Here is a 22236-nt window from a genome sequence, read left to right as displayed (position 1 = left end):
AGATTTTGTCACAACAGGTATTAGTACAAAATTCAACACAGGAACTGTCGTCAGCTGCCATTGCAATATTAGTGGAACCGACTTTCTTCCCAGATTTATTCCTGCGTTTTCGTGGGGTGAATTTCCTGCGGTGCAGACATACCGTTTAGAGGAAGCGAAGCGAAGTGCTCAGGCATGGATACGTGCCAAAAATCAAGAAATTCCAGAAAATCTGGAATCGAACATGCACGCTATTTGGAAAGCGGAATCAAAAGACCGAAATTAGAGGATGCGTTTTCAGGATATTCCCGGACTTCATACGACCAAAAGACAATTAAGCCAAGCGGTGTTAACGCAACATATCGCACATGCCCAATTGTTTCATGGACCAAACGGGGGGGCGCAATTAGCCATGGCCTTGGCGTTTACTTCGTTTTTATTTTGCACCAACAAACAAGGTGATGATGCATGTGGACAATGCCCTAGTTGCCAAAAAGTACATCGTGGTATCCATCCGGACCTTGTTTTTATGTTTCCAACGGTCACCACTAAAAAAGTGAAAGAAGCTGAATCTGATGTATTTCTTCCCGAATGGCGGAAATTTCTATTGGATTCGCCTTATCGAACCTTTCCCGACTGGCTGGCTGCCATGGGTGCAGAGGGCAACAAACAAGGCAATATTCCCGTTGAGGAAACCCGGAAATTAATCCCTAAAATCAGCCTTAAACCATTTGAAGCAGATTTTAAGGTCGTGCTCATTTGGAACCCCGAATCATTAAATTTATCCTCTGGAAACGCATTATTAAAAACACTGGAGGAACCACCCAAATCCACCTTATTTTTGTTGGTCTGTGCAGATGCTCAAAAACTACTAACGACCATTCTTTCACGCACCCAACGCGTTTCGATTCAGGCCGTTGACGAAGCGGATTTGGTCACTTATTTAATTGAAAAGGAAGGTATCGACACAGATCGTGCGCAAAATTTAGCGTACAGCGCCGAAGGAAATATTGCCTGGGCATTGGAAAAAGCAAAAACAGAAAACCTCAGTACATCTACCTGGTTTGCCGATTGGATGCGTGCGGTATACAGTAAAAATTTAGGCAAATTAGCTTCGCTTGCCGATCAATATGATGGTTTGCAAAAAGAAGAACAAAAAGGGCTATTGGAGTATGCATTACATATTTTCAGGCAGTGTTTGTACCAAATTGCGGACGCCCCTACTTTAATCAAGGCACTTGAAAAAGAACGAAGCTTTATTACCAATTTTTCAAAAACACTAAACCGTGAGGCTATTGAACATATCAGTGAACAATTGTCTACCGCATATTATCATTTAGAAAGGAATGGACGCGCCAAAATGATCCACCTCGATTTATCTTTGCAAATTATCCGAATTGCGAATGCAGCCAAAAAATAACATCCGTATCGGTACGCGAAATTCCGCGTTAGCCTTGTGGCAAGCCAACTATATCGGTCGGCTGTTAGAAGCAGCTGGTATGACCTATGAATTGGTCGCCATTCGTACGATAGGGGATAAAATTTTAGATCGGTCTTTATCCAAAATAGGCGCAAAAGGGGTTTTTACGGAAGAATTAGAAACTATGTTGAGAGCTGGAGAAATCGACATTGCGCAACATTCTGCCAAAGATCTTCCTTCCACTTTAGCCGATGATCTTCCACTCATCGCATTCACGGAACGTGAGGCGGCACATGATGTGGTAGTGAGTATGAACCCATCTATTCGCTTGGGGCAATTAGCCCCGTTGCGGATTGGAACTTCGTCTACGCGCCGGCGGGCATTTTTGGCCCATCATTTTCCACAGCATGCAGCGGTAGAGATGCGTGGAAATTTACAAACGCGACTCGAAAAACTAAAAAATGGGGAATGTGATGCCATGTTACTTGCTTATGCCGGTGTACATCGGATGGATATGAAGGACTTCATTGTAGAACATTTGTCCTTAACAAATTTCGTTCCTGCTGTAGGCCAAGGGAGTGTTGCGATTCAGTGCTCGACCCAGCTTGAAACAGATTTGCGCCATACAATTCGCGAGGCATGTAATCATATAAATACGGAACGTTGTATTTTGGCAGAACGCTGTGTATTAGCTCAGCTAGATGGAGGGTGTAGTGTCCCCGTTTATGGTCATGCTAAACTTGTTGATGGCCAAATTAACCTACAAGCGGGTTTACTGAGCTTGTCGGGAAATCAGCGAATTGAGTCGGACGCTTCAGGAATAGACCCTGTGTTAACGGGAAATCAGGTAGCAATCGATTTAATTAATAAAGGAGCTCAAACCTTATTAAAAGAAATACGCGTACAATTAGCTTCTCAATCATGAAAAAAACGATTCTAATCACGGGTGCAAATGGCCTTTTGGGGCAGAAACTTGTTGAATTGTTACTTCAGCAATCTACCGTGGACTTGATTGCCACGGCAAAAGGCGAAAATCGACTACCCGATGCAGCGGGGTATCGGTATGTTTCCCTCGACATTACGAATGCGGAAGAAATCAACGCCATATTTGAGAACTTTAAACCCCATGTGGTCATACATACGGCCGCGATGACAAATGTGGATACATGTGAGACGGATCAAGAAGGCTGTGAGTTATTAAATGTAACCGCTGTAGCTTATTTAATCGATGCCTGCCAAAAGTATGACACGTTTCTATGTCATTTATCGACCGACTTTATTTTTGATGGAGCAGATGGGCCGTATACAGAAGAGGCAATACCTAATCCAATCTCCGTTTATGGGGCGAGTAAATTGCGCGCAGAAAAATTAATTGAAGCCTCATCTATCCATTGGGCGATTGCCCGTACCGTCTTGGTCTTTGGAATTGTCGCAGATATGAGCCGTACCAATATCATTTTGTGGGTTAAAAAGTCATTAGAAGAGGGGAAACAAATTAATGTGGTGACAGATCAATTTCGTACACCTACCCTAGCTGAAGATCTCGCGATGGGGTGTTGGCTCATCACCCAAAAAGAAGCACAAGGAATATTTAACATCTCAGGCTCTGACTTTTTAACACCATATGAGATGGCGATTAAAACGGCCCACTTTTATGGGCTGCCTACGGACTTGATCCAACAAGCTGATTCGTCTACCTTTTCACAAACGGCGAAGCGCCCACCGAGAACTGGTTTTATTCTTGATAAGGCAACACGGGAATTGGGTTACAGACCACGCACTTTTGATGAGGGAATTGCTTTGATGTCGCAACAAATCGCCAAATAGTTTATTCGATGCTGCTTGGCACTTGGGTGGCAACTTCTTTATTTTCTTCTTGTAAAGTTTCCCAGAGAAGGTCTTTCAGCTCTTGAATTCCAACTTGAGTAATGGAAGAAATAAATACCAAAGGAAGACCTTTAGGTAGACTTTCGCGCATTTCAGGCTCCATTTCAGGGATAGATAAATCCATCTTAGAAACAACTAAAACGCGGCGTTTATGTAATAATTCGGGATTGAATTTAGTTAATTCGCCAACAAGAATTTCGTATTCTTTTCCCCAGTTCGCTGCGTCTGATGGAATCAGAAAACATAGGATAGAGTTACGCTCAATATGGCGCAAAAAACGCAATCCAAGGCCTTTTCCTTCAGCAGCACCTTCGATAATACCGGGAATATCGGCGACAACAAATGATTTGTAATCACGGTAAGCAACCACACCTAAATTAGGTACTAGGGTAGTAAATGGATAATCAGCAATTTCTGGTTTTGCTGACGAAAGGACAGAAAGTAAGGTTGATTTGCCGGCATTAGGAAAGCCAACTAATCCAACGTCTGCTAAAACTTTCAATTCCATAACCACCCAGCGATCAAGTCCAGCCTCGCCTAGTTGTGCGTGACGCGGGGACTGGTTGGTAGATGATTTAAAATGCGTATTTCCTAAACCTCCACGTCCGCCGGCCAACAATAATACTTTTTGACCTTCTTCAGTTACTTCAGCAAGAAACTCGTTTGTTTCTGCATCTTTAACAATGGTACCTAAGGGCACCTCCACAAAAATATCTTCTCCCTCAAGGCCTGAACGACGACCACCTTCGCCACCTTTACCATTATCGGCAATGACATGTTTTTGAAATTTCAGATGTAGTAAGGTCCAATGTTGGGAATTGCCAACTATATAAACATGACCACCACGACCGCCATCTCCTCCGTCTGGCCCGCCTTTGGGCACGTGCTTTTCACGACGAAAATGGGATGAGCCACTTCCTCCGCGTCCAGAACGCAGGTTTATTTTGACGTAATCGATGAAATTTGAAGTCATAATATAATATTTAGTCACTAGTCGCTAGCTAGACTTTAATCCAAGTCCGAAGGTATGCTCTACATTCTCTACTCTCTACTCTCTACTCTCTAATCTCTATAATGGAAAGAATCTGCCCAAAAATCACCTCAATCTCACCCACCCCATTAATACCCGTAAATTTCCCTTGGTTGGCATAATAGCCAGCAACAGGGGCCGTTTTTTCCATATATTCTTGTACCCGCTTGCGAATTAATGATTCGTTTTGATCATCTGGTCTACCAGATGATTTACCACGTTCTAAAAGTCTTTGGGTTAATTCCTCCTCAGCAACCTCTAACGCGATCATTTGCGTGATGTTCAACGAGTGGCTCGCCAAAAGCGAATCTAGCGCTTCCGCCTGCGCGACTGTACGCGGAAAACCGTCGAATATAAATCCAGCAGCAGCCTTATTGTCGTTCAATTTATTTTCGATCATGCCGATAACAACGGCGTCAGGAACCAAAATACCTTGATCCATTAGTTTTTTAGCTTCTAATCCTAATGTGGTGCCAGCAGAAATCTCTGCGCGCAACAAATCACCTGTGGATAGGTGTATTAAACCGTATTTTTCAATGATTTTGGCCGATTGAGTTCCTTTGCCTGCCCCAGGAGGCCCGAATAAAACTAAATTTAACATAAAAAATGCGCGGAAAATTCCTTTGATTAAGTGAAAAAATCGTAGAACCACAAAGGTAAACAAAGGATTCAGATTATACTATTTATCAGGAAACCGAAAACACTAAGATTATCAATTGATTGCGTGTTTATTATATTTATAAATAAAATTTATCAAAATAATTATATAAAATATTTTGCATTGGTTTATTTATTATTTTACTTTGACAACTTAATACGTCGGCACATTAGGCTAATTAGTCGGCAAACACTTAAACTAACTTAATTTATGAAAAACAATTTCTACCTAAGCCGAGTGGTCTTTGCGATGGTGTTGATGTTATCCGTAACATGGACAGCATTAGCTCAAGACCGAAAAATTACGGGTTCAGTCCAAGACGCCAAAGGCGGGGGAATTCCCGGAGTATCTGTTGCAGTCAAAGGTACGACGACTGGAACAACAACGGACGTAAATGGAGCCTACTCCATTTCAGTTAAGACAAATAATGCGGAACTCGTATTTAGTTCGGTAGGATTTGTAACGAAAACATCATCTGTAGCGAATCGTTCAACTTTGAACATTGTCTTGGATGAAGATGTAAGTCAATTAAGTGAAGTAGTTGTTACTGGATACTCATCCCAACGTAAAAAAGATATTACGGGAGCGGTAGCGGTGGTAAGTGCCAAAGAATTATTAGCGGTACCAGCAGCATCCGTAACGCAAATGTTACAGGGTCGTGCAGCGGGCGTTACCGTTGGTAATGACAACTCCCCTGGTGGAGGAACGATGGTACGTGTTCGTGGATTTGGATCTACAAACAACAACTCCCCTTTATATGTAATTGATGGCGTACCTACACAGGGTACACTAAACCAAATCAACCCAAATGATATCGAGTCAATGCAGGTATTGAAAGATGCTTCTGCCGCTTCTATCTACGGAGCACGTGCCGCGAATGGGGTTGTGATCATCACAACAAAACGTGGTGGTGAAGGTGAGCCAAAAATTAATTTTGACATGTACACGGGTACACAGCAAGTGGGTAAGCTTTTGGATTTAATGAATACGAAAGAATTAGGTCAATATTTCTACGAGTCACAAATTGGTGCAGGCAGACCGGCGGGAACTTCTCCATCAGCCCAATACCGTTTTGCACCAGATGGAACGCAAACAATCGCGGATTATATTTATCCAAACGTGTACGGTGCATTGCCAGCTAACTTTACGTACACGAATGACATCGCGGATCCAAACTTGGGTAAAACAGCTTTTAATATTACAAAGGCTAATAAAGAAGGTACTAATTGGCAACGTGAAATTTTTGGACCAGCTAAAATATCTAACTACCAGTTAGGAGCAACAGGAGGATCAAAAAATGGTAAGTATGCGATTTCTGCCAGTTATTTTGATCAAGAAGGTATTTTAAAGTATACAGGCTACAAGCGTTACTCAGTTCGCGCTAATACGGAATTCAAAAAAGGAGCGGTCACGTTTGGTGAGAACTTTACGGTTTCGTATGATGAGCGTCAAGGTGTTCCTAGTGGAAACAATAGTGAATCGAATCCAATCATGTTTGCTGTTCGTATTCAACCGATTATCCCCGTTTTTGATATCACTGGAGGTCCAATCGCTTTAGGAGGAACAAATACATCGTTTTTAAATGGTTTTGCAGGTCCACGTGGTTCGAACTTAGGAAATGCGCCTAATCCATTAGCTCGTCAGTACAGAGAAAAAGATAACCCAGTTAGAGCGACGCATATCTTTGGTAATGTATTTGCTGAACTAGAAATCATAAAAGATTTGAAGGCACGTACTAGTTTAGGTTTTGAGTACAATAACTTCAATCAATCATCATTTTTTAATCGTGATATTGAAGCTGCCGAGGCACGAAATGTGAGTAGTTTAACGGTAAGTAATAGCTATGATCGTGCAGTAACTTGGTACAATACGCTGAACTATACAAAAACAATAGGAGATCACAATTTTAACGTGTTAGTAGGTACAGAAGCGGTATCAACTTATGGAGTTAGCTTTGGAGCACAGCGAAGTGGTTTTGCTTTTGATGATTTTACTTATCGTTACTTAAACAATGGATCTGCCGCAGGTCTTGCTAATGCAGGCGAAGGGGCGACAATAACTGCTTTGTTTTCTCAATTTGGAAAAGTTAATTATTCCTATAAAGAATTTTTACTAGCCGATTTCACGTTGCGTAGAGATGGTTCATCTCGTTTCTCCTCAGCCTATCGTTATGGTGTTTTCCCAGCATTCTCAGTAGGTGCTCGTCTTTCGGAATTACCTTTATTGAAAAACGTAACTGCACTTAATGATTTAAAAGTACGTGCTGGTTGGGGTAAAACAGGTAATCAGTTGATTCCAAATGTGTACAATGCGTATACCTTGTTTACTCCAGACCCGAACAACAATGCATATGACATCAATGGAACAGGTAGTTCTATTGTAGGAGGTTTCGACATTGCACAATTTGGTAATTCAAATGGCCGTTGGGAAACTAATACGTCAACCAACATTGGTTTTGATGCAAGTTTACTTAACAACAAATTGGATATTGCTTTTGACTGGTACACACGTACAACATCAGATATGTTGACAAGAGTACCCATTCCAAGAACAGCGGGATCAGCTAGTATTCCTTTTGTAAACATTGGAGAAGTGAATAATACGGGAGTTGACCTAAACGTATCTTATAGAGATCAAATTGGTCAATTACGCTATTCAATTTCAGGACAAATTAGCCAGTACAAAAACAATGTAGTTAAGTTAAATGACGATCCGAAAGCGCAAATCTTTGGATTTACGACTCGTCTACCAGCCATTTCATTAACAAGAGCCGGATTACCGATTGCGAGTTTCTTCGGTTATGTAAATGAAGGTGTCATAAAAGATGATGCAGAGGCAGCGAAAGCAGTACAAATTCCAGGCTATACTCGTGCAGGTGTTTTCAAATTCAAGGACGTGAATGGTGACGGAAAAATCAATGCATCTGACAGAGATATTATTGGTAATCCTCACCCAGATTTCACATATGGTGTTAACCTTAACTTAGGTTATAAGGATTGGGATTTAGCTGTGTTTGCTCAAGGGGTACAAGGAAATGAGATTTTCAACTATTTGAAGTATTGGACTGACTTTAATACATTCCAAGGTAACCGTTCGAAGGATATGTTATATAAATCTTGGAAGAAACAAGGAGATGTAGCTCAATTACCACGTTTAAATGCGAGTGATACATTTTCTCAGCAGATCTCAACTTATTTTGTAGAGGACGGTTCATTCATGCGTATCAAGAACATCCAATTAACTTATTCGGTACCTGCAACTATGTTAAAGAGAATAAAGCTAAGTTCGATGCAAGTGTATGTTCAAGGACAAAACTTATTTACTTTCACTAAGTATAAAGGATTAGATCCTGATATCAACATTAGAAACTCGGGAGCAGATAATCAAGATATCCACATGGGTATTGATGAAGGTGCATTCCCAGTGGCTAAATCTTACAATGTGGGTTTAAGAGTAGGATTTTAATTACTAATATTAGAAAAAACAGAAAAAATGAAAAAGATAATCATATTCGCATTATTTGCGACCGCTGGAATTAACTTTTCTTGTTCAGAGTCGTTCCTCGAGGTAGAACCTCAAGGAGCTGCTTCACTAACATCCCTATCTAACAAAAATGGAGTAGACGCATTATTGATTGGTGCATATTCTTTATTGGATGGACAGGGTGCAGGAAATATAGGCCGTACATCAACCATCTCGAACTATGTTTTTGGTGGAATTACATCAGGTGACGCGGTTAAAGGTACAGATGCTGGTGACCAACCAGAACAAAGTTTTATTGAGCAATACACGTGGTTTGCTGAAAACACGTATTTTTTAGGAAAATGGCAACATACTTATGATGGCGTAGCTCGTGCCAATGAGGCTATTTTACTCGCTAAAAGTCCGGATGTAAAAGACATGACTGCAGCGCAAAAAACACAAGTGGAAGCTGAAGCACGTTTTTTACGTGGACATTACCATTTCGAAGGTAAAAAAATGTGGAATATGATTCCATTTATCGACGAGAAAACGTATAAGCGTGATGATCCAAATTCAACGAAGTTACCAAACGACAAAGATATTTGGCCGAACATTGAAGACGATTTCAAGTTTGCAGCAGCAAACCTGCCAGCTACACAAGCTCAAAAAGGTAGAGCTACTAAGTGGGCAGCAATGGCATATCTAGCGAAATCATATCTTTTTCAAAAGAAATGGGATTTAGCTAAACCACTTTTGTTAGATATCTTGCAAAACTCGGGAAAAAGACTTGTGGATTATCATGAAAACTATCGAAATATAACAAATAACAATGCTGAGTCAATTTTTGAAGTTCAATTCTCGGTTAACGATGGTTCTACGGGTGGAAATGGTAATGGTGGTGATGGCTTAAACTGGCCATACAGTGCAACCGCACCGGGCCGTGGATGTTGTGGTTTTTATCAACCTTCCCAAAATCTGGTAAATTCGTTCAAAACCACAGCAGACGGACTTCCGATGATTGGAAAAAACAAAGCAGGTCTTGAGGATACGTACAACGATGTAGATTTACCAAATGATCAAGGAGTTGCAGCTAATGCTAATTTTGTATTAGATGTTTCTCAGCCTGTAGATCCACGATTAGATTGGACAGTAGGTCGTCGTGGAGTTAATTTCCTTGATTGGGGTAAAATGCCAGGTTTTTCTTGGATTCGTGACCAAAACTATGCGGGTCCATACACTGGAAAAAAATGGATGTATTATTTAGCTGATGAAGGAAGTTCAACGCATGCAACTGCACGTCGTTCAGTTAATAATAACTATCGTTTATTCAAGCTATCAACTGTAATCTTATGGTTAGCTGAAATTGAGGCTGAAACAAACAATTTAGCCAAGGCAGAAGAGTATGTAAATATGATTCGTAATCGGGCAAAATCAAGTAAAGTTCAAGATCCATCAGTTAAATATGCCATAAACCCTTATCCTGCTGGTACTTTTGCTGCTAACGGTAAAGATTTTGCATTAAATGCAGTGTACATGGAAAACCGCTTGGAATTTGCGATGGAAGGTCACCGTTTCTTCGACTTGGTTCGTTGGGGAATTGCAGAAGACTTCTTAAACAAAATGTACATTCCTAAGGAAGGTGCACCAGGTAAAGACTTAACTGGAAGAACGTACAGCAAAAGAAGTTATATGATTGGAAAATCATTTACTCCAAAAAATAGATACTTCCCATTGCCTATCGATGAGATCTTAAATTCTCAAAAAGAGGGAAAAGCTACATTGAAGCAAAATGATGGATATTAATCCATCTTAAATATGAAAAAAGTCAGAACCTTAGGTTCTGACTTTTTTTGTTTTAAGACCTACCACATTTCCTGTATCTTTGACAAAATTTATTCCTATGCTAGCTGATTCATTTGAAACCATTATACAACGCCGTAGATCAAACAGACGTTTTGATCCTGAAGTAATCGTTTCCGATGACATAATTGAACGGAGCCTTAAGCGGGCTATTCTATCTCCGAACAGCAGCAATATGCAATTGTGGGAATTCTATTGGATTCAAAGCCCCGAAGAAAAAGCAAAATTTCATGCCTTGTGTTTAGGGCAATCCGCAGCAAAAAATACCGCACACCTAGTTGTCTTTGTCACCCGTTTGGACTTATGGCCAAAGCGAGCAAAATGGAATTTAGCGCGCATTCAAGAATCGCTTCAGGGAAAAGAGCCTAATAAAATGGAGAAGAGAGGCCTGCAGTATTACAGCAAATTAATGCCACTACTTTACCGTCAGGATCCATTTGGATTCTTCACAGGAATTCGCAAAGCCATGTGTTTTTTTATGGGAATCCGGAAACCTTTTATGCGTTTTGGAGGCAAAGCAGATCAGCGTGTCATGGCGCACAAATCATGTGCCCTAGCTGCGCAAACATTTATGCTTTCCATTGCAGCCGAAGGATTTGAATCATGTCCGATGGAAGGGTTTGATGCCGTGCGGGTTAAGAAAGAATTAGGCTTGCCATCAGGTGCCGAAATCAATATGATTGTTTCTGTAGGCAAAGGAACCGAAGAGGGAATTTGGGGAAAACGCTTCCGATTACCTTATGAAGATGTTGTGTTTAAACGCTAAAGACAATCTACATCTGGAATTACCTGAACGCCTTTGAATAGTTTATTGGTTGGCAATTCATCCAAACATCCCCGCAAATTTTCTTTAAACTTAGCTAAGGAAACTCCCTTCTCTAATTTTATTAAGATTTCCATCGCATATTGATTACGAATACGCTCAATCAGCGGTTTTTCAGGTCCGAGTACCCTCCCATGCCCAAAACGCTCCTTCAGTACCATACCTAAATGCCTCGCCGCTTGATCCACCGCTTGTGCCTCTATATGCCGAAGTGTTAATTTAATCAAACGTGAAAAAGGCGGATACTGATACCCTTCCCGCTCCACAATCTCATCATTATATAAAGCAGCATAGTCACCACGCTGAATAAAATCAAACAGGCGATGATTGGGTTGATTCGTTTGTACATAAACTTGACCTTGTTCATCGCGCCTGCCGGCCCGACCAGCCACTTGGGTAATCAATTGAAACGCACGCTCATGCGCTCGAAAATCAGGAAAATTAATAATTCGATCCGCATCGAAAATCGCAACCGTGGATAATCCCTCAAAATCGAGGCCTTTGGCGACCATTTGCGTGCCAACAAGTATATCAATGTTTCCCGATTGAATCTCACTTAAAAGGCTATTAAATGCTGTTTTCGAGCGTGTCGTGTCTAAGTCCATCCTCCCGATACGGGCATCAGGTATTAAAAACTGCAATTCCTCCTCCAATTTCTCCGTTCCATAGCCCATTGTTTTTAATTGCGTACTTCCACAAGCGCCACATCGCGTCAACAAACCTTCGCGGTATCCACAATAATGGCAACGCAATTCTTGGTCCTTGGCGTGATACGTCAAACTCACGTCACATTGATTACATTCAGCAATCCAATCACAATCTTGGCATTGGATATAGGGCGAATACCCCCTCCTATTTTGAAACAAAAGACTTTGTTTTCCACATTCAAAATTTGATTGCAAAACCGAAACGAGATCTACCGAAAAACCTCCCTTCATCTGCTTCATTCGGGTAGCGTATTTTGTGTCCAACAAACGAAGTTCGGGTAGTTGGGCTTTACCAAATCGCTCAGATAATGTAACTAAACCATATTTACCTTGCTTAGCTTGGTAATATGATTCGATGGATGGCGTAGCGGAACCCAAAAGCACCTTGGCTCCTTGTTGGCTCGCCAGCACCATCGCCACGTCTCGCGCATGATAACGCGGTGCCGGATCCGTTTGTTTAAACGAAGATTCATGCTCCTCATCGATAATGATTAAACCAAGTCGAGAAAAAGGCAAAAACACCGAAGAACGAACGCCCACCACAAATGGATATTTCCCTTCCACGATTGATTTCCAAACTTCAACGCGCTCATTATCCGAAAATTTGGAATGATAAATCCCAACTTGCTCACCAAAAATCTTTTTCAAGCGCGAAACGATCTGGGTCGTTAAGGCAATCTCGGGAAGCAAATACAAGACTTGATCACCATTCGCAAGCGCCTCTTGAATTAAGCGAATATATATTTCCGTTTTACCGCTACCTGTAATCCCATGTAACAATACGGTTTCTTTCGTTTGAAATTGATCTAATATCGATTGATATGCTTGCGATTGTGCCTGATTTAATTCAAATGAGGATGGAATAAAATCGTCATTATCCGAACCAAAGCGCGAAACGATTACTTCAAAAGATTCAAAAACACCGTTTTTAAGTAAGGTTTGTAAAGAGCTTTCCGACAAGTCAGCTTGCGAAAAACTAGATTTTTCTAAACCCTTTTGGTTCATCGAAGGATCACGTAAAACCGGAATAAAGCGCAAATAATGAAGTAGCACACTTATTTGCTTTGTTTTATCCTCCAAACTTTTAATCAATTCGGTCAGTTGGCCTACATCCTCCCAAGCCCTACACAGCCGAATCTTTCGAATCACTTTAGGGGTATACCTGTCCTTCAGCTCATCAAAAATCAACACAGCTCCCTTGCCAACTAATGCTTTAATGTGGTGGTACGGACTTTTAACTTCGGCTACACGTGCGACCTCATCGTAGGTTAAGGCCCCTTTGGCTTGAATTGCTTCGACAATCACACGCTCCTTTTCGGTCAACTCATTGAATTGATCGAATTCAGGATGTACTTGTACTTTGGATTGACTCGAAATTTTTAATCCAGCGGGTAGAGCGACTTGAAAAACTTCTCCAGGATAGCACATGTAATAATTTGCGACCCATTGAAACAAGGCAATTTGAGAAGAGGTCACCAGTGGAGCGTCATCTAAAATCTCTAAAATATACTTCGCTTGATATTGTTTAGGAGGCTGATGATGTACATATACGATTACGGCAGTCAACACTTTAGTACTACCAAAAGGCACAACAATACGTAAGCCTGACTCAACAACCTGTGCCCATTGCCTGGGGACGCGGTAGGTGAAAAAACGAGGGATGGGTAATGGTAGTAGGGCATCAACGAAAACCGTCGATTCTTCAGATTCAAAAAGTAAACTTGATTCTCCCATGACAGCTACAAATAAACACAAAGATCGGCAGTCGGGCAAGCTAATCTTGCCAGCGAAGTGTTTGGACTAAGTGAATTGCATCCTGTTTCAAATATTGAATGATGGGCGCTAATGAATCGTTTTGGGTGGCTGTCTTCACATAGATGGCGCCACGTAGAAAATGCTTGGAACTATCGGTCGTAAAGAACTGCAATGAGGTGGCAACTTCCCCATTGAGCTCGATAAGTCCTGCTTTGCGCCCATCGGTCGTAGTCATCATGTAATCTTTTATGCTCGCTGCCTTTCCTTGATGTTTATAAGCTAACGTATAGGAATCATTGATGAGTGCATTCATTTTTTTTCGATCGCCACCAAGTGATTTGTAGGTAATCTGAATAAATGCATCCCAACGCGGGTAATAGATGTAAATCCAATGTGGCTCTGCTTTCCAAACTCTTTTTTTATTTCCAATCTGCGCAGTATCTGGAATAACCTGTGCGTATTTAGAAATCTCAAAACGGTACGGATGTCCACTTTCTATAGGTTGGAAAGCGATGGGAGGTAAAATGATTCGGTTAAAACCTTTAGGCCTCGGAAGGTAGTTGACCTCCTCCGTAGCAGAACTACAGGACCACACAAAAGCAACAAAAAGTAGGTATCGAATCATTTACTGGGGCATATCTACACCGTGATAATCCAAAATCGGTTTTTGAATCGTTTCAAATACTTTTTCTCGTAGCATGGGCATATCTTCCTGTGTCATCCCCTTGGTCTCAATAGGCGCGTGAATAATCACTTTCACCTTACCTGGTCGGAGGGCAAAAAAATCATCGTCCAACATTTGAAAATTATTCAGGAACGATACTGGCAAAACGGGTACCTGTTGCTGAATGGCCATCGCAAAAGCTCCATCTTTAAATGGGCTCGACATAAATGGAAAATTTTTTGATGTGATGCCACCTTCAGGAAAAATAATAATACTACGATTGGACTGCAGCGCCCGGATGGATTTAGACAAGGTAGCAGTTCGAGAGCCGCGGTCGTTACGGTCAACTAATATATTTAAGCCGCTGTAGAGGTAGCCAAAAAGCGGGACTTTTTTGATGGAAGATTTACCAACAAATGAGAAATAATTGGGCAAGATCTTCACAAAGGCTGGAATATCTAAATAGGAGAAGTGATTCGAGCAGAATACATATGCTTGCTTAGAATCTAATTTTTTGTCTGTTTGAATTTCGAAACGAACGAATCCAAAAGCAAAAAATAAACTGGACCAAAGCCGGACTAATTTATGTGCGTAGCGTTTAGTATCCTTACGCTGTAGTAAAATAACCATGAAGGGGTACAGCGCGAGAAACCACCCAATAAACCAAAAACCGGTCCACACAGAGTATAGACCGATCAAAGGATTTGAAATATATGGATTCTTTTTCTTCATGAAAGAATTACTCGACAGTTCCCAATTGAACCGTATTCGTTTTTTTCGTCGTATGCGCAGGGATAGATAAAGTAGTTACAAAAACATCGCCTACCTGAAGTAATCCCTCGTTCTTTAATCGATCAACCATACCTTGCACTGTTTTCTCAACACTTTCAACGGCAGCATCATAATAAAATACTTTAACGCCCCATAAAAGACCCATGGTAGTCATCACCTGTTTGTCATTGGTGAAAATATATAAGTCGGCTTTTGGCCGGTGCGCCGACAGCTTAAATGCTGTTTGGCCTGAATTGGTAATACAAAGAATCGCTTTTGCTTTGGAGTCACGCGCTAAACGGCATGCTCCAGAAATTAGGCGGTCAGTTAAGGTAACATTAGGTGTATTGGCTAATGCATGGTTTTTAAAATAGATCGCAGCTTCATCTCCTTTTATAATTTCAATCGCATTTTGTTGTTGCTCTACGACCTCATGAATATGCGCCATCGTTTCAACGGCTTTGATTGGGTAAGCACCAGATGCAGATTCACCGGAAAGCATGGTGGCAGAAGCCCCTTGCAAGACCGCATTTGCCACGTCGGATGTTTCCGCACGCGTAGGTACTGGATTGGTAATCATAGATTCCAACATTTGGGTAGCTACAATTACTGGTTTCCCGGCGGCTGTACACTTCTCTACCATAACTTTTTGTAAGTAGGGAACAACGGCACCGTCCATTTCGACCCCTAGATCGCCACGCGCCACCATGATGGCATCCGTCGCTTCAATGATCTCATCCAAATTATCAATTGCTTCAGGCTTTTCGATTTTGGCAATAACTTTAGCCGTTTTGCCGTAAGCCTTGATTTTATCTTTAATATCCCAGATATCTGAAGCTTTACGTACAAAAGATAAAGCAATCCAATCCACACCATGGTCTAAGCCAAAATATAAATCTGCTGTATCTTTTTCAGTTAAACAAGGTAAAGACACCTTGGTTCCGGGAAGATTAATTCCTTTTTTAGATTTCAAAATACCTCCGTAAATCACTTCCGTAAGTACTTCTTTTTTTACCTTATCAATAGCAAGTACCTTTACCTCTAGGTTACCATCATCCATCAAAATACGCTCGCCAACATTCACATCTAAGTACATCGACGTATATGTGGTACCTACTTTCTCAGAGGTTCCCAAAAGGTTTTCGTCCATCGCAAAAATCAACTGCTTGCCTGCTTCTAGTGGAACACCATTATTTTCAACAAGTTGGGTACGAATTTTAGGGCCCTGCAAATCTTGAAGAATAGTTAAATTCAAACCCATTTCATCACTGATGGAACGAATCATCTTCAAACGGGCCAAATGATCCTCATGCGTACCATGTGAAAAATTTAAACGGAAAATATTTACACCTGCCTTGGCTAATTGGATTAATGATTCTCTAGATTCAGAGGCTGGGCCTACTGTGGCAACTATTTTTGTTTTGCGTTGATACGACATAGATTAATTAAGTCAATTTAATTTGCAATTTACATTTTACTCTGCGAAAAATGGAATTAAATCTTGATAATACATATCACCACCCGGAAAAATTTAGGATTTGATAGAGGCTACAAACCTAACGTATTATTTTTTACTCGATTAATCCAAAAATGAGACAGGCATAAAAAAAGGGAACTAATTACAGCTCCCCAATTAAATTACATTTTAGTTTTCCCAGAGGTCATGCTCCATTTCAAGTAATTTATACTCCAAGAGCTGGGACATCATTAGACCTTCCTTCTCTCCCCCATATAAATCGGTAAGAAACTTATTCTCCACATTACCTTTCTTAATAATTCGCGCTTGGAACATTCGCAAATCAAAAGCATCAGCCATGTTTTTGTGCTGAGTCTCATTTTCTGAATTATACCAAATACAATTAGGATTACTTCGGAACAACTTATACAAATCCTTGTAGCGGAAAGATGCAACTGATTTATCAAATCCGGCCTTCGTTTTAGATGCTGGGATGATTAGCGTAATAGATTGAATATCAAAGTACAAACGAGATCTTCTACGGTCAATAACCGCATCTTCGCATATTTCTAAAATAGACAATTCTTTGGGGAAGTAATAAGAAACGGCAGCACTTGCTGGCTTCGCTTCAAAGGCATCTTTTACTGGAGCTCCTGCAGGCTTAGCGCCTCCACCCCAGCCGTCGTCTGTTCCACTAGCAGCAGTGGGCGTAGCACCCTCAGCGCCAAAACCGGCTGCTTTTTCAGCATCCGATAGAGCTGACTCCTCTGACTGCTCCTCCATTTTCAAATTTTCTTGAAATTGGTCTGTGGTCAACTTAGTCACTAATGAATCATTGGAGTAAGGAGTTAAAACTCCCGCTTTTACCCATTCCAAAATAAATTTAGAGATTTCATTATTGACCGAAAAGAAAGGCTGGTTAATTTTTTCATTCAAGTCCATTCGGCGCCACAAACGCGCTTTATAATGAATACTGGATTCATCAATGGGACGAACTGAGTTTGGATTAACTGGAACTGGCTTTTCTTGTGCAAGGGACTGAAATGAAAGGCCCACAAATGCACTAAACAATAAAAATTTAGATACTAATTTCATGTATTTCGTATTAATTCAACGGAATATTTTTCGCCATGGTAAATGGAATTGTTTCAACGGCACCCTTAAAGTTTTTACGTTGAACTCCTTTAATTTCAATGTAATAACGATCACCAGCTTGTGCTTGAGCTGCTAACTTAGCAATTGAGCCCGAGCCAGGCAAGGTTAAATCATCGATTTTCCGTTGGCCGCGTGCCAAAGCAACGTAAAGCTCAGAAACACGGAAATTCGCATCTTCTGGGTTTGTTGATTTGAACGACTCATCAGCCAAGGCACGTGCATCGATACTACGTAAACCTGACGCACTTGCGCCACGCTTTTCATCTAGCTCTCCACCGTTACCAAATACCTTCACATCCGGTCTTGGCACACGACGTACTCGGAAAGTTTCTTTTCCTAATAAAGTCCCACTGTTAGCTACATTTAGCGTAATTGTAGCCGCGCTTGGCACTATAGTTACTTTTCCTCGCGTTTGACCAGCGATTGCCTCGCCACCATCAGCCGTAAAAGTTGGATTCCAAAGTGCCCCTAAACCAGCACTAGCAACACTTAGTCGGTTTGCACAGCCTAAATAAAGTGCCGGCAAAGTCGCTGTCTCAATATTATAGGTAGGCTTTAATACAAAATATTCTTTTTGAATCGTTTCTGTTTTTGGACCTGCCGGACTCATGTAGGAAACAGAGGCTGTATATGTCTTTTTTGACATACCATTCGCATCATAGCCACCACCGGAAGTTTTAAATTTGATTTGACCACGTCCATCTGTAACAGGGATAGAAGCACCATTAAAACTCATGCGCGGGGTAAAGCCACTAGATGTGGCTGCGATAAATACCTCAGCTTGATAATCCATACCGGCTACAACCGTATTCGCATTAGCAGATACTTGTGCAAAAACCTTATCAAACTTAATTTCTTTCGCACCTACTTTGGCTGCTAGCTGCGCTAAAACATCACTTTCGTAGCGTCTTACCTCAGCTTGCTTTTGACTGATTGTCGCCATAGCAGCAGGTACAGGAGTTTGTGCAAAATTTAATTCAGCAAAATCCTTGTTGGCTTGATTCGGATCCTTACTCGCGATGGGATCAGTTTTTCCATCTGTAGCAAGGCTAGGGAATTTTGTTCCAGGATCGGCTAAGCCTTCTAATTTTTTGACGTAAGCATCGAAAAGCCCAACTAATTTATAGGCCTCTCCTGATTTATTGGAACCTACCATTAAGCTAAACACTTTTTCTTCTTCTTTTGGATTTTTGATATTACCAGTTTCGGGATCAATACCACCACCAGTCTCTAAAACCTGTGACTTTAACGACTCCAAATGACCAACTAAAACATCTGCCTCTCTCTTTACTTCATTTGCCCGTTTCAATACATCGGCATAAGCGTCTGGATTGGGTAGATCTTTAATGCGCTCCTGTATTCCTTGCACCATTCCCTTATTCTTGGAGGCAGCTGAATTATTGGCAACTTCCAAACTTGAGTTAAGAAGCGTAAATTTTTGTAAAAGGGCATCACTAACTTGCAAGGCAAGAAGAGCGGTTAACACTAAATACATCATCCCGATCATTTTCTGCCGGGGTGTTTCTTTTAAACTAGCCATAGTATTTTATACGTGACAAAAACGTGATTACCCTTTCATTGCAGTTAACATACTTCCGTATACTTGATTCAGAGACTGAATATTAGCATTTAATTTTGCTAACTCAGCTTGAAACAAAGCAGCGTCTTTCGAAGAAGCTGCAAGCTGCTCCGTTGTCGCCGTAACATTAGAATAATACCCGTTGATTGCTTTTAAATGCTTGGAGGATTCCTGAATTTCAGTTTCATAAACAGCATTCAATGCGGCCAATTGATCCCCGGCTTTCGCATATTGCTGCGCATATTTTGCAGCTTCAGTAGATGAAATTGAAATAGACCCTAATGAAGTTGTTGCATCAGCAACTGTTTTATTAAGGGCTCCTAATGATTGCGAAGAAGTAGTTAACGATTGCACAAATTCTTGTGTCGCTCCAGTCGCCTTTGAAATTTCTTGTAAACTATTTGCCGTTGCAGTCAAACCTTGTAAGCTTTTAGTTAAGTTAGCTACGACATCAGCTCCTAAACCTGGCTGGTTAGCTAGATCAGCTAATCCAGTAGATGCACGTGGCGCTGCAGGCTTATCTCCCATTAATTCTGGATACACATTTTCCCAATTATATTCCTTCTCGGGTTTTGCTTTTAAGTACAAAACACCAAACAAAATAAAAATGGCTGCTTCGGTAAACATGCCGACCATTAACATTTCGTTAGCACCTGTCCAGTGTACGATTTTAAATAATGCGCCAACAATAACTACAGCAGCACCAAAACTAGCTACGACGTTGATTGATTTTTCTAATCCCATTTGACTTATTCGATTAATATGTTGTAAAATGAATGTTATTTAACTGCTGGACGTCCTAGGTACCGCATCATAGATCGGAAACCAATATAGGAACGTTTTTTATTTTGTAACTCGTAGGCACGTGTACCTGTTTCCAAATAATAAGCAATATCTTTCCAAGATCCCCCACGCGTAACTTTTCGTGGTTCATCGGCATCTTTATTGACCGTATTCAAATCCCATGTTACCGCAGAGGCATTGTCGGCATACGCATCTTCACACCACTCAGCCACATTTCCAGCCATATTGTATAAGCCAAAATCATTCGGCTCAAATGCATTCGCAGGTGACGTATACGAATATCCGTCCGCATCATAATTACCACGATGTGGCTTGAAATTAGCTTGTAAACAGCCAACTGAATTCGCTACATACGGATTACCCCACGGATATTTGGAAGCAGCACGACCTCCTCGAGCCGCCCATTCCCACTCAGATTCAGAAGGTAATTCAAAACGGGGTAAAATATATAAGCCTTGCTTTTTCCTAAAATCATTCATCATTTTAGAACGCCACAAACAAAAATATTTAGCGGCATCCCAGCTCACCCCTACGACAGGATATAAATCGAAAGCAGGACTCGAAAAGTAGTATTCCGTCATCGGATCCCCATTGTGGTACGTAAAATCACTATTCCAAACCGTAGTATCGGGATAATATTCGGTAAATATCTTATCCTCACCTAGCACGGATACAGAATCCTTTAACAAAGCACCTGTAAACTGACGGTATTCATGATTGGTTATTTCAGTATCGTCCATGTAAAACGCTGCTACCGTCACACGCTTATTAAAGCTGATTCCTGAACGAGACGCGTCCTCATCTGCTTGACCCATCATAAAACTTCCCGATGGCACCAAAACCATACCATAAGGAGTAGGTTGGCTCCATCCTTTACGGGAAGCGGCCACAATTTCCCCATTTTCAACACCAGGTGCCTCTTTGGATTGCTTACCAAAACTAAGTAAACCTTTCCCTTTTTTTGCACCTCCCTTGGAGCTACTTAACGTTTTACCACCCGAAGACTTGGAACTTTTGGGGCCGCCACAACTATATACTGCCATGGCCAACACAATTACAGATAAACTTAAGGCGAGTTGCTTACCAACTAATTTAAAATTCATATACACGAATTAATAGATCTTTGTACAAAACGATTTGAAGTAACAAATATTGTATGTGGCACTACAGCACTACATAATTAATTCAAATTCCTCAAAATTAAAGTATATTTCTGACAATCAATACACAAAAGCTATTTTTTTTAAGCAGACTAAAAGTGCCTAATTTAGTCTAAAACGTGGCGTTTTGACTGGGGCATTTACTGTTTTGAATGTAAAATTAGGCAAGTTGAACCGACAAAAAACTTCATGTGTCAAAAGCGATTTAACCGGTAAATTAACAGTCGTATAGTCGATTGAATATCCTGCTTCTAGTCTGTGCTTCCAGATACTTGCGCCAATCATTCCCACGATGGCATCGTTCGATCTAAAACTACCACCTACCCAAATCGCATTTTGATACACAATACGCACACCTGGCTCGATTATTACGGCATCAGCTATTGAACGTGCCCGAAAAAATGGATTAAGTTCCAAACTCGATAAGACGGGTATTGTATGTTCCGCATGCAAGCTGAATTCCTGAGCTTGATGAAAAAATGAACTACTTAATCCGATGTGTAATTGTTTGCGTTTAAATAGAATCCCACCACGTGAGGTCGATTTCGCTTGACTAACTTGCTTCCCGGTAAACTCACCCACAAGTGGGTCACCTGAATCACGGACACGAAAAACAGTTCCATCTACTGATTGGGTTTGCAATCCAAAACCACCACCAAAAGAAATCTGAGACTCCCCGATAGCCAATTGATAAGCTAACTGAAGATTAGCAATTTGTAATCCAACGCCTGAAGGAGTCAAATCCGATAAGTAATTCAAGCCAAGCCCTAGTCCTGTTTCTCCCAGTGGTACAGATGCACTGAGTAGGCGCGTCCCTAAGCTCCCTGCTCCTTCTTGGGTTGCTTGATACCCGGTCCATTGATTTCGAACATGTAATTGAACGTATGCACGATCGCCATCACCCGAATAAGCCGGATTTAAATAGATCCGATTTTGCGTAAACATGCTTAACTGGGGGCCTAATTGGCTATACAAACTAATTTGAGGTGCTAGGCACAAACACAAAATTATCCACAAGAAGAAACGTGAAAAATAGCCCATGAATGAATATCAATCCTTAAAATAA

At 41.1% G+C, this 22236-nt stretch carries 17 protein-coding genes and 1 pseudogene; 7 read left to right on the top strand and 11 right to left on the bottom strand.

Annotated elements, in window-relative coordinates:
- The 4 genes and pseudogenes from AC1W6K_RS08415 to AC1W6K_RS08400 form a co-directional block, all read left to right on the top strand.
- Window positions 1-265 (top strand): annotated as a pseudogene (locus tag AC1W6K_RS08415) (glucose-1-phosphate thymidylyltransferase); the annotation flags it as partial.
- Window positions 266-268: 3 nt separating this feature from the next.
- Entirely contained in the window at window positions 269-1399 is a 1131-nt protein-coding gene (locus AC1W6K_RS08410) for a DNA polymerase III subunit (protein ID WP_481947147.1), read from the top strand.
- On the top strand, window positions 1383-2324 hold the full coding sequence (gene hemC, locus AC1W6K_RS08405; RefSeq protein ID WP_481947146.1) for a hydroxymethylbilane synthase: 942 nt from the start codon (window positions 1383-1385) through the stop codon (window positions 2322-2324). Before AC1W6K_RS08410 ends, hemC begins: the two co-directional genes overlap by 17 nt.
- The gene (locus AC1W6K_RS08400; RefSeq protein ID WP_481947145.1) at window positions 2321-3226 is read left to right on the top strand and encodes an SDR family oxidoreductase; all 906 of its coding nucleotides are present in this window, start codon (window positions 2321-2323) and stop codon (window positions 3224-3226) included. Before hemC ends, AC1W6K_RS08400 begins: the two co-directional genes overlap by 4 nt.
- 1 nt (window position 3227) lies before the next feature.
- On the opposite strand, the gene obgE is transcribed toward AC1W6K_RS08400, so the two are convergent.
- Complete coding sequence (gene obgE / locus AC1W6K_RS08395; protein ID WP_481947148.1) at window positions 3228-4262, bottom strand: GTPase ObgE; 1035 nt, start codon at window positions 4260-4262, stop codon at window positions 3228-3230.
- Between the two features lie 79 nt (window positions 4263-4341).
- Window positions 4342-4917, bottom strand: coding sequence for an adenylate kinase (locus tag AC1W6K_RS08390; RefSeq protein WP_481947144.1), 576 nt, complete (start codon window positions 4915-4917; stop codon window positions 4342-4344).
- A gap of 267 nt (window positions 4918-5184) precedes the next feature.
- Here AC1W6K_RS08390 and AC1W6K_RS08385 point away from each other — a divergent pair, with 267 nt between their 5' ends.
- The 3 genes from AC1W6K_RS08385 to AC1W6K_RS08375 all read left to right on the top strand — a co-directional run bounded on the left by AC1W6K_RS08385 (window position 5185) and on the right by AC1W6K_RS08375 (window position 11062).
- Window positions 5185-8439: a SusC/RagA family TonB-linked outer membrane protein gene (locus AC1W6K_RS08385; protein WP_481947143.1), complete on the top strand. Its 3255-nt coding sequence runs from the start codon at window positions 5185-5187 to the stop codon at window positions 8437-8439.
- 27 nt (window positions 8440-8466) lie between these two features.
- Window positions 8467-10239 carry a RagB/SusD family nutrient uptake outer membrane protein gene (locus tag AC1W6K_RS08380; RefSeq protein WP_481947142.1) on the top strand — a complete coding sequence of 591 codons (1773 nt, stop codon included), beginning with the start codon at window positions 8467-8469 and terminating at the stop codon, window positions 10237-10239.
- Window positions 10240-10336: 97 nt separating this feature from the next.
- Window positions 10337-11062, top strand: coding sequence for a nitroreductase family protein (locus AC1W6K_RS08375; protein WP_481947141.1), 726 nt, complete (start codon window positions 10337-10339; stop codon window positions 11060-11062).
- Here the strand turns inward: AC1W6K_RS08375 and priA are convergent.
- The 9 genes from priA to AC1W6K_RS08330 all read right to left on the bottom strand — a co-directional run bounded on the left by priA (window position 11059) and on the right by AC1W6K_RS08330 (window position 22211).
- Window positions 11059-13560 carry a replication restart helicase PriA gene (gene priA, locus AC1W6K_RS08370; protein ID WP_481947140.1) on the bottom strand — a complete coding sequence of 834 codons (2502 nt, stop codon included), beginning with the start codon at window positions 13558-13560 and terminating at the stop codon, window positions 11059-11061. The genes AC1W6K_RS08375 and priA overlap by 4 nt on opposite strands.
- A 40-nt stretch (window positions 13561-13600) precedes the next feature.
- Complete coding sequence (gene gldD / locus AC1W6K_RS08365; protein ID WP_481947139.1) at window positions 13601-14206, bottom strand: gliding motility lipoprotein GldD; 606 nt, start codon at window positions 14204-14206, stop codon at window positions 13601-13603.
- Window positions 14207-14977 (bottom strand): lysophospholipid acyltransferase family protein, encoded by a 771-nt coding sequence (locus AC1W6K_RS08360; protein WP_395785299.1) that lies wholly within the window; start codon window positions 14975-14977, stop codon window positions 14207-14209.
- 7 nt (window positions 14978-14984) lie between these two features.
- The gene (gene pyk / locus AC1W6K_RS08355) at window positions 14985-16454 is read right to left on the bottom strand and encodes a pyruvate kinase (protein WP_481720101.1); all 1470 of its coding nucleotides are present in this window, start codon (window positions 16452-16454) and stop codon (window positions 14985-14987) included.
- Window positions 16455-16661: 207 nt separating this feature from the next.
- Entirely contained in the window at window positions 16662-17567 is a 906-nt protein-coding gene (gene porN, locus AC1W6K_RS08350; RefSeq protein WP_481947138.1) for a type IX secretion system ring subunit PorN/GldN, read from the bottom strand.
- 10 nt (window positions 17568-17577) lie between these two features.
- On the bottom strand, window positions 17578-19167 hold the full coding sequence (gene porM, locus AC1W6K_RS08345; RefSeq protein WP_481720097.1) for a type IX secretion system motor protein PorM/GldM: 1590 nt from the start codon (window positions 19165-19167) through the stop codon (window positions 17578-17580).
- Between the two features lie 27 nt (window positions 19168-19194).
- Window positions 19195-19950 (bottom strand): type IX secretion system motor protein PorL/GldL, encoded by a 756-nt coding sequence (porL, locus tag AC1W6K_RS08340; RefSeq protein WP_481720095.1) that lies wholly within the window; start codon window positions 19948-19950, stop codon window positions 19195-19197.
- Between the two features lie 35 nt (window positions 19951-19985).
- On the bottom strand, window positions 19986-21113 hold the full coding sequence (gene porK, locus AC1W6K_RS08335) for a T9SS ring complex lipoprotein PorK/GldK (protein ID WP_481720093.1): 1128 nt from the start codon (window positions 21111-21113) through the stop codon (window positions 19986-19988).
- Between the two features lie 159 nt (window positions 21114-21272).
- Complete coding sequence (locus AC1W6K_RS08330; protein ID WP_481947137.1) at window positions 21273-22211, bottom strand: PorP/SprF family type IX secretion system membrane protein; 939 nt, start codon at window positions 22209-22211, stop codon at window positions 21273-21275.
- Between the last annotated feature and the right edge of the window lie 25 nt (window positions 22212-22236).

Source organism: Aquirufa sp. (assembly GCF_964796385.1).
This window is presented reverse-complemented; position numbering and strand designations above follow the sequence as displayed.

Excerpts from the sequence above, each read along its gene's own strand:
- AC1W6K_RS08410 (WP_481947147.1), top strand. The coding sequence starts at position 269 with ATGCGTTTTCAGGATATTCCCGGACTTCATACGACCAAAAGACAATTA.
- hemC (WP_481947146.1), top strand. The coding sequence starts at position 1,383 with ATGCAGCCAAAAAATAACATCCGTATCGGTACGCGAAATTCCGCGTTA.
- AC1W6K_RS08400 (WP_481947145.1), top strand. The coding sequence starts at position 2,321 with ATGAAAAAAACGATTCTAATCACGGGTGCAAATGGCCTTTTGGGGCAG.
- AC1W6K_RS08390 (WP_481947144.1), bottom strand. The coding sequence starts at position 4,917 with ATGTTAAATTTAGTTTTATTCGGGCCTCCTGGGGCAGGCAAAGGAACT.
- AC1W6K_RS08385 (WP_481947143.1), top strand. The coding sequence starts at position 5,185 with ATGAAAAACAATTTCTACCTAAGCCGAGTGGTCTTTGCGATGGTGTTG.
- AC1W6K_RS08380 (WP_481947142.1), top strand. The coding sequence starts at position 8,467 with ATGAAAAAGATAATCATATTCGCATTATTTGCGACCGCTGGAATTAAC.
- AC1W6K_RS08375 (WP_481947141.1), top strand. The coding sequence starts at position 10,337 with ATGCTAGCTGATTCATTTGAAACCATTATACAACGCCGTAGATCAAAC.
- priA (WP_481947140.1), bottom strand. The coding sequence starts at position 13,560 with ATGGGAGAATCAAGTTTACTTTTTGAATCTGAAGAATCGACGGTTTTC.
- gldD (WP_481947139.1), bottom strand. The coding sequence starts at position 14,206 with ATGATTCGATACCTACTTTTTGTTGCTTTTGTGTGGTCCTGTAGTTCT.
- AC1W6K_RS08360 (WP_395785299.1), bottom strand. The coding sequence starts at position 14,977 with ATGAAGAAAAAGAATCCATATATTTCAAATCCTTTGATCGGTCTATAC.
- pyk (WP_481720101.1), bottom strand. The coding sequence starts at position 16,454 with ATGTCGTATCAACGCAAAACAAAAATAGTTGCCACAGTAGGCCCAGCC.
- porN (WP_481947138.1), bottom strand. The coding sequence starts at position 17,567 with ATGAAATTAGTATCTAAATTTTTATTGTTTAGTGCATTTGTGGGCCTT.
- porM (WP_481720097.1), bottom strand. The coding sequence starts at position 19,167 with ATGGCTAGTTTAAAAGAAACACCCCGGCAGAAAATGATCGGGATGATG.
- porL (WP_481720095.1), bottom strand. The coding sequence starts at position 19,950 with ATGGGATTAGAAAAATCAATCAACGTCGTAGCTAGTTTTGGTGCTGCT.
- porK (WP_481720093.1), bottom strand. The coding sequence starts at position 21,113 with ATGAATTTTAAATTAGTTGGTAAGCAACTCGCCTTAAGTTTATCTGTA.
- AC1W6K_RS08330 (WP_481947137.1), bottom strand. The coding sequence starts at position 22,211 with ATGGGCTATTTTTCACGTTTCTTCTTGTGGATAATTTTGTGTTTGTGC.